This window comes from Candidatus Brocadia sapporoensis, assembly GCF_001753675.2.
GTDB classification, from domain to species: Bacteria; Planctomycetota; Brocadiia; order Brocadiales; family Brocadiaceae; genus Brocadia; species Brocadia sapporoensis.
The window spans coordinates 1-3,231 of sequence record NZ_MJUW02000009.1; the positions used below are offsets into that span (position 1 = coordinate 1).

Sequence of the window (3,231 nt, forward strand, 5' to 3'; positions counted from 1 at the left end):
GTATAATGAAATCCGATAGATACGTCAAGTTATATTTTTTATTGACAGATTATGATAATATTGCTATAACCTGAGACTGTAACTATCTAATAACTGGTTCTCCCTTCGCTTCGCTCAGGGAGAACGCGGGGCTGAGCCGGTGCCCCATTCCTCCGCTACGCTACGGGAGAACCAGGGGCACGAAACCGACCGCTTCGCGGCGGCTCAGCCCCGCGTTATGCTAATATTGGCATATAAACAGATGGATAATAATGAAACTGCCTAATAATACTCTGATTGCGCATGAGAAACTGATACAATATCTATTAGTTCCAAGAAAGCGAAATGATAAATCACAATGGTTAGCAAAGGCAGGCTACACCCTCGAAAACTGGCAGTTACTGGAAAGTGATTTGCGTAATCAGATTTTATCACTCGATGTCGCGCTAATTGAAAATACACAATATGGTCAAATGTATGAAATCAGAGGAAAATTAATCGGACCGAATGGAAAAAGTCTGAGAGTATGCACAATTTGGATGACTGAAAATGAAACAGGAAACACAAAGTTCATTACTATGTATCCAGACAAAGGGGAGATATATAAATGACATATAAATTGTTTGAAGAAGTCGTTTTGTTAAAAGATATTCCTGAAAAAAGATTAAAGAGAGGGGACGTTGCCACTATTGTTGAGCATCACCCTGTTTCTAAGGGCGAAGACGGATATTCATTAGAAGTATTTAATGCTCTTGGAGACACAATAGCAGTGATAATTGTACCTGAGTCAGCAATTGAGCCCTTAACAGAAAACGAGATTTTTAGTATTCGTTCATTGGTGGCAGAGGGAAAGGAGTAGAAGTAACCGGGGTGCGCCTCAATTAAAAAAACTAACGAATTTTTCACCTGAATATCGTTGCAGCAGAATTAAGATTTAAGGAAAAAGAAAGCCTAATTATTGTTATGTTTAGAGGTCACCGATGAGCAGGGTACTCATTGATAACTCAACAATCTCTAGTGTTCAGAGGGCGCTGGGTAAGGCACCCCTGAAAGAGCCATCGTTGCTAGACATAGAGCACGTTAGTTTATCCAGATTCTGTGAGGCAGTTTTACTAAATGAGCAGATTGTTGTTCCAGATAACTACAAGAAGGAATTGACGCCTGCAAGAAAAGCGTTGCTTCACCACAAGGTTTTTCAATTCGAACCGTTGAATAAGAATGAAGATAATGAACTCATTGAAATATCTTCTTCCTTAATCGGCGTATGGACGGAAGCTTTTCGTTCAGGCTCAGATCGCTCTCTTTTTTCCGAGTACTTTTCCCAGGTTAACGCGTTCAGTGACTTCATCTGGGAACATTCTACGTCCGATTTCTTCTTAGTTTTCCGGGCCCATGGAATTGATAAAGAAAGTCCACTAATTGAGGCTGTACTTGCCAGTCCAGCTAACGAGGATTTAGGCCAGCAGTTTCACATTGTTGGGACCGATAACTCGGCGGTTTCATGGGACAAGCTTTCGAGGCATGTACAGCGCATGTTGTCGGTAATGGGCTGGCTTGGTAGCCAATATATTTGGCACCAAGTCTTTGCCGCCCAACATGACTGCGCTTACATCCCGCACCCGTTGAGAGATTTCTTTGCGTACGACTTTTTAAATAGGGCAAGTATAGGTGCGAAAAGTCAAAAAGATTTTGCAGAAGTGTTCACGGGAGGCATCGGCAAGTTCCGAGGAAAAGTGCGTGATGCGCTATCTGCCTTAGGGCAGGTGGATTCTGCTAGCACGATAAATTTACCGGGATTTCTTCCCTTGCTAATTCGGGAAAGTGTTAGTGGAAAAGATTTTCTCGATGTTTTATTCCAGCTCCGAGATGAAACTTCGACAACAGAATTGCGTGGCATGTTGTCACATATTCAGGAGTCAATTAAAAAAGGCGACTACAGGGGTCTTTCAAAACTCGGTCACGAAATCGACGTGGTCGGTAGAAATATTCTCTTGGAGAGAGGTATAGAAAAACGTTTCATTACCATTTCACCACCAACGGCAATCCTTGGGATTGATATTACTGGAGATGATACCGGCATAAAGCTACCTATTCCTTCTGTTCTATATAAGCAATATTTCTTAGGAAGGAGATATCGTGCATTTGTAAAAAGAATAATGGAGGAGTTGGCTATTCCAGCTCAGTATGGGGCGTTAAAAGACAAGTTGAATGGTTATGCTTGGATTAAAGAAGAAAAATTTCCCAAGTTCTATCTCAAGCAAGACCAATTCCCTTCCAAGTTTCACAAGAAATTTGGTAAGTCCTCGTTCTCATGAGCACACGGGACAAACATAACAAACCCATCAAGCCGACGCCAAAAAGCGGCGCGGCTTATGGGTAGCGTTAAGCATTAAATAATAAGAGGAGAAAAGAATGTTACTCCGCATTTTATTAATTTTTGTAGTCGCCGGAATCGTTACAGTTTTTACTTCAAAACTATCGAACATCGAGATAAAGGATATAGTGATCCTTTCCATAGTAGTGGCCCCACTATGCATATTGCAGAGAAGCCTTATGGAACTAAGAAGAGATACTATGAACACAGGATCAATCTTTTTCGGACAACATACTGGGCTATTCCAATGGTTTTATCGTTTGTCTGCAATAGCGTTGATTATTGGATTAATATTTTACGGTAAGGAAAATGGCATCTGGACAACGTTAATACTATTTTTTGTCAGTATGGTAGTGCAATCTGCATTTTATGTTTTTCTAAAACTATTTGTGGGAGGTGAAGTTTTCCTTTTACCAATACTGGTGGTTGGCCTAATACTTTTCTTTACCGTTGTTCTTTAAATCTAACAAAATAGAAGAAAGGTGAAAAGAAAGGCGAAGAAGAAAGGCGAAGGGTCACATCTTAAATATTAAGTAATTGTTTCTTCAGATTCGTTATCTTACCACGCAGTTTTTTATTCCGCAGTAGTTCGGCATTAATCTGGTTATATTTCATGGTAATCGCCGCACCTGATATACCACCGAAAAATATACCAAGCTCCTTACCTGATACCCCGCTCAGGTCTCGGGCAAGATACATTGCAATTGCCCGCACTTTGTTATTCTTACGCCCCTTGATTTTTGCTTGATCCTCGCTACACCTGAATTCATTACATACATACCGAATAATCGTTGTAATAGGTATCTTTGATTTTAATTTTTTAAGTTGGGGAATTTCTTTCTCGTCTTTCCTTGTGGAAAGAAATTTGTCTTTCACCC

The 3,231-nt window shown here is 40.5% G+C and carries 5 protein-coding genes; 4 read left to right on the forward strand and 1 reads right to left on the reverse strand.

What is annotated here, in order from left to right:
- The first annotated feature begins 251 nt into the window (after positions 1–251).
- The 4 genes from BIY37_RS14130 to BIY37_RS14145 all read left to right on the forward strand — a co-directional run bounded on the left by BIY37_RS14130 (position 252) and on the right by BIY37_RS14145 (position 2,814).
- Positions 252–590: a DUF6883 domain-containing protein gene (locus BIY37_RS14130; protein ID WP_070065832.1), complete on the forward strand. Its 339-nt coding sequence runs from the start codon at positions 252–254 to the stop codon at positions 588–590.
- Positions 587–838 (forward strand): DUF4926 domain-containing protein, encoded by a 252-nt coding sequence (locus BIY37_RS14135; protein WP_070065833.1) that lies wholly within the window; start codon positions 587–589, stop codon positions 836–838. Before BIY37_RS14130 ends, BIY37_RS14135 begins: the two co-directional genes overlap by 4 nt.
- 121 nt (positions 839–959) lie before the next feature.
- The gene (locus tag BIY37_RS14140; RefSeq protein ID WP_070065834.1) at positions 960–2,294 is read left to right on the forward strand and encodes a hypothetical protein; all 1,335 of its coding nucleotides are present in this window, start codon (positions 960–962) and stop codon (positions 2,292–2,294) included.
- A gap of 238 nt (positions 2,295–2,532) precedes the next feature.
- A complete protein-coding gene (locus tag BIY37_RS14145; RefSeq protein ID WP_143299102.1) occupies positions 2,533–2,814 on the forward strand; it encodes a hypothetical protein in 282 nt (93 codons plus the stop codon).
- A 61-nt stretch (positions 2,815–2,875) separates the two neighbouring features.
- Here BIY37_RS14145 and BIY37_RS14150 read toward each other — a convergent pair.
- A partial coding sequence (locus BIY37_RS14150) for a helix-turn-helix domain-containing protein (protein ID WP_201789355.1) occupies positions 2,876–3,231 on the reverse strand: 356 nt, incomplete at its 5' end.

Coding starts and splice junctions, on each gene's coding strand:
- BIY37_RS14145 (WP_143299102.1), top strand. CDS start 2,533: ATGGAACTAAGAAGAGATACTATGAACACAGGATCAATCTTTTTCGGA.
- BIY37_RS14135 (WP_070065833.1), top strand. CDS start 587: ATGACATATAAATTGTTTGAAGAAGTCGTTTTGTTAAAAGATATTCCT.
- BIY37_RS14140 (WP_070065834.1), top strand. CDS start 960: ATGAGCAGGGTACTCATTGATAACTCAACAATCTCTAGTGTTCAGAGG.
- BIY37_RS14130 (WP_070065832.1), top strand. CDS start 252: ATGAAACTGCCTAATAATACTCTGATTGCGCATGAGAAACTGATACAA.